Below are 3,503 nucleotides of genomic sequence, written 5' to 3'. Positions count from 1 at the left end.
CCCTGCACTGGGTGCCCTGCTACCTGCTCGACACCGTGATGCCGCCCGACCAGGCCCGCCGCGTCCACGACGCCTGGGACGCCTGGGAACACGGCGCCGGCCGGCCCCTCCTCCTCCGAGGCATCCCCGTCCCGGTCCGCTGACCACTGGCCCGCAGCGTCAGCACAGGAAGCGAAACGCGGGAACCGGGCCCACCAAGTGCCGGGCGCCTGCTGCACGCCATCAACGAGGCGCCGATACAGGGGTGTTCACTCCGGCTCAGGTGGGTCCGCGTACCGAGATCGCCGCCGCCGCTCCACCCTGGCTCATCCTTCTGCTGGAGGCCGCGCTCGCCTCGAAGCGACCTGATCTCCGCCTGGCCAGAGCTGCCGATTCGCCCGCGTCTTCCTGGCGCCATTCCAGCTCATGTCCCCTGCCGCGTCTACGGCAGCCACTCGGCAAACGTGCCGGCGAGCCGGTCGCGTACCTCGGTACTCCCGGCGAAGACGTCCACGCCGCCGTCATAGGGGTGGACAGCCCATGCACAGCCGGCTCCGGTCAGGATGACGCCGTCGGTCATGTCGTCGGCCACGCAGAGCAGGAGCCGGTCCAGTGCGGGGTCGTGCAGGTCCATCGCGGAGACGTAGTGGTGCTGCCACGAGTGGAAGCCCGGGTCGGTGGCCAGGTCATCGCTTCGCCAGTGCGCGGCCCCGGGCGTGGTGGCAGCGACCGCAGAATCTCGCGGAGTCGGGACACCGGTCGCGGACCAGGAGCAGGTGATCGCCACCAAGCCTCCGCCGCCGACCGTGACGTCGCCGAGGAGATCCTGCAGAAGCGTGTGGTGACGACGCAGGATCTCGGCGTGCTCGGCGTGCTCGGCGTCCGAGGTCGCGTACCTCTTGCCCTCCGGGAGGGCGTGGAAGCGGACCCAGCGCTCTCGGAACTGGCGACGCAGGCGGTGCGCCACCGGCGGGCACTTGGGCCACGACCTGTTCCAGGCGCCATCGAGTCCAGGAATGTCCACCGACTGGCCGCCGCCGCTCATGACACCGCAACATAGTCGATCGTGCGGTCGGCGGGCAGTGGAATATCCGGCCGGATCGGCGTCGCGGTCGGTCGAGCGCAGATCTGATCGAGTGCGTGTGGACGTCCAGCGCGAGCTTGTGGAGATGGTTGCGAGCCGACCGTTGACCGGCGGTGAGGGTCTTCTGAATCCGGGCCGGTGGGTCGGTGCTGTCATTTTCCGCCGGGCCCACCCGCTGACTGTTCCCGTCGGCCCTGGCATGATGGGCGCCATGATGCAGACTCGAAAGGCCGATGGCGCGTAGGCCGCCCGGCGCCATCCGCGCTCAGCGGTGGTTGGCTCGCAGTACGACCCGTCCCGCCCGCCGGATCCCAAGAGGTCCCCGCTGGACTCAGACGGCCATCAACGAAGTCGCAGGCCGGTATCTGGAAATCGGTGTCGATCCGGAAGAGATGACCGTCGACCTACTGCCAGGCGGCGCCCTCCTGGGCCGGAACGAGACGGACATCATCGAGCGCGCGCTTGTCATTGCCCAACATCACGCGCGCCGACCTGACGACGACGAGCCGTCGTTGGACACGTACCGATCCCTCTTCTACGAGCTTCGTCGCGTCAGATCGACGGAACAGCCCTCGGAGCCCGAATCCCGCCGGCTCGTCGCCGACGGCGTGCGGCTTCGGGTCGGGCAGGTGGATTGCGTCCTGATCTCGGGCTCCGCATGGCTCACCGCCGGGTCCGCCCTTCTCCTGGCCTGCTTCCAGGACACCTTGTGCGAGCACGACTTCCAGACCATTGTGGGTTGGGCCCGCAGAGACTTCTACGCCCTCGCGGCGCAATGTGAGGTCCTGGACGCCGAGGGTCTGCGAGCCGAGCTCTTCCGTGCCCGGGCGCTGGGGGACGGCCCCCGGCACCGCAAGCTGTTGACCTTCGCACTCGACCACATGGGCATGGATCCGATCGGCAGGGACGTGGCAGCGCTGGAGAGGAGCCTTTCGGAGTCGGACGGCACCTGCGACGAGGAGATCCTCACCGACCTGCTCGCCGGAGCCCGGGAGGTCGTGACGTGGCGTCAAGCCAAGCCCATGAACCCGCACCGGCCCGCCGAGTCGTGAAGCTCCCGAGTCTTGCCGAACACCGTTTCTCCCCAAGTCAACTCGGCTACGCTGGCGGCGATCCAGCCCAAGATCGAACGATGGGGGCACGCCCATGCCGTACGAGACCGGCACGAGGGTCAGGCTGACCGGGGATACGCAGGTCACCGCAGGTGACGCGGCTGCCGGGATCGGAGCCCCCGGCCCGCTGTTCCTCGCCGAGGGTCTGGTGGGAACCGTCATGAGCTCGACCACGGCGGCCGGCGGCGTCGGCCAGGACCACCTCGCGAGCTTCGATCAGCACATGCGCGGCGCCCGGCTCGACGGCTTCGCGGCGAGCCTCGTCGAGGACCTGCGCCAGAAGGTCGCCCGGGTGGGAGCGTTCGACGCCGGATCCGGCGCTCGGACCACCTACCGGGTGCGCTTCGACAACGGATTCGTCCTCGACGGTCTTGAAGAAGGCCGGCTCGTCCAAGCCTGAGCACCTGCCACCCCACCTCACGACCACCGAGGAGATCCATGGCCGACACCGTCACCTCACTGACCGCCCGCGTGCACGATCTGACGGTGGCGGTCATGACCCACGGCCTCGCCCCACGGGGCGTCGACGTCACCGCGGGCCTCAACGACGTCGTCGCGCGCGCCACGGCCCTCGGCCCCGACGGCAGGTGGCTCGTCGCGTCGGGTCACTCGGGTCTCGGTGGTCTGGCGATCGCGCAGGGACAGGTGGACCGGGGCCTCTTCCACTTCGACGCCGCCGTGGCGAACGGGTTCAACGACTGCGTGGCGTTCCACATGCCGCTCGTGTGCCCGCTGCACCGCGATCCCCGGTTCAGGGCCCTGTACGAGCGGATGCGCGTCACCCCGGCCGACCTCGACGAGTTCCTCTGGCTGCACCGGGAGATCCAGATCGCGGCGAGTGAGGCCCGGCAAGCGACCGTCGACAACATCGGCCGCCTCGACACCGGGGTGTCGCTGCTCCCGCAGGCCCCCATGCCGACCCGCGAGCCGAACACCCCCGGCGTGCTGATCACCCGCCTCGACCTCGCCGCCACGCAGTCCGCACTCCGGCAGGCCGCCGTGAAGGCGGACTTCCAGCGCAGCGCCGGCAACGTCAGTCTCGGTCTCATCGGCGGCTCGTGGGACTACACCCGTGCCAGGAGCGACGCCTGGTACGCCGACGATCTGGACACCCGGCGCCAACAGGCCGCCGAGGCGCGGGCGTTCGTCGAACGCCCCGGCATCGGCACGATGCTCATCCCCTGTCCGCCGCTGGGTTCGATCGTCTACCCGTCCTGACGAAGGACAGGCGCGGGGGGGGGTCGCTTAGGGCCCCGCCCACACACGGAACCACCCGCCCGCCCCCCGTACACGCCCCGCACGCCACGGGCCGCCGGCAGCATAACGCA

General features: G+C 69.9%; 4 protein-coding genes. 3 read left to right on the top strand and 1 reads right to left on the bottom strand.

Annotated features, from left to right (window positions below; all coding sequences use genetic code 11):
* Nucleotides 1-421: 421 nt before the first annotated feature.
* Nucleotides 422-946 (bottom strand): hypothetical protein, encoded by a 525-nt coding sequence (locus ACFV4G_RS43170; protein WP_380449095.1) that lies wholly within the window; start codon nucleotides 944-946, stop codon nucleotides 422-424.
* A 509-nt stretch (nucleotides 947-1,455) separates the two neighbouring features.
* Here ACFV4G_RS43170 and ACFV4G_RS43165 point away from each other — a divergent pair.
* The 3 genes from ACFV4G_RS43165 to ACFV4G_RS43155 all read left to right on the top strand — a co-directional run bounded on the left by ACFV4G_RS43165 (nucleotide 1,456) and on the right by ACFV4G_RS43155 (nucleotide 3,393).
* The gene (locus ACFV4G_RS43165) at nucleotides 1,456-2,115 is read left to right on the top strand and encodes a hypothetical protein (RefSeq protein ID WP_380449093.1); all 660 of its coding nucleotides are present in this window, start codon (nucleotides 1,456-1,458) and stop codon (nucleotides 2,113-2,115) included.
* 94 nt (nucleotides 2,116-2,209) lie between these two features.
* Nucleotides 2,210-2,575: a hypothetical protein gene (locus ACFV4G_RS43160; RefSeq protein WP_380449091.1), complete on the top strand. Its 366-nt coding sequence runs from the start codon at nucleotides 2,210-2,212 to the stop codon at nucleotides 2,573-2,575.
* A 38-nt stretch (nucleotides 2,576-2,613) separates the two neighbouring features.
* Nucleotides 2,614-3,393, top strand: coding sequence for a hypothetical protein (locus ACFV4G_RS43155; protein WP_380449089.1), 780 nt, complete (start codon nucleotides 2,614-2,616; stop codon nucleotides 3,391-3,393).
* Nucleotides 3,394-3,503 lie beyond the last annotated feature (110 nt).

This window comes from Kitasatospora sp. NPDC059747 (assembly GCF_042732955.1).
Lineage (GTDB): Bacteria > Actinomycetota > Actinomycetes > Streptomycetales > Streptomycetaceae > Kitasatospora.
The sequence above is the reverse complement of the archived record's forward strand: the minus strand, read 5'-3'. Positions and strand labels throughout refer to the sequence as shown.

Excerpts from the sequence above, each read along its gene's own strand:
- ACFV4G_RS43160 (WP_380449091.1), top strand. The coding sequence starts at position 2,210 with ATGCCGTACGAGACCGGCACGAGGGTCAGGCTGACCGGGGATACGCAG.
- ACFV4G_RS43155 (WP_380449089.1), top strand. The coding sequence starts at position 2,614 with ATGGCCGACACCGTCACCTCACTGACCGCCCGCGTGCACGATCTGACG.
- ACFV4G_RS43165 (WP_380449093.1), top strand. The coding sequence starts at position 1,456 with ATGACCGTCGACCTACTGCCAGGCGGCGCCCTCCTGGGCCGGAACGAG.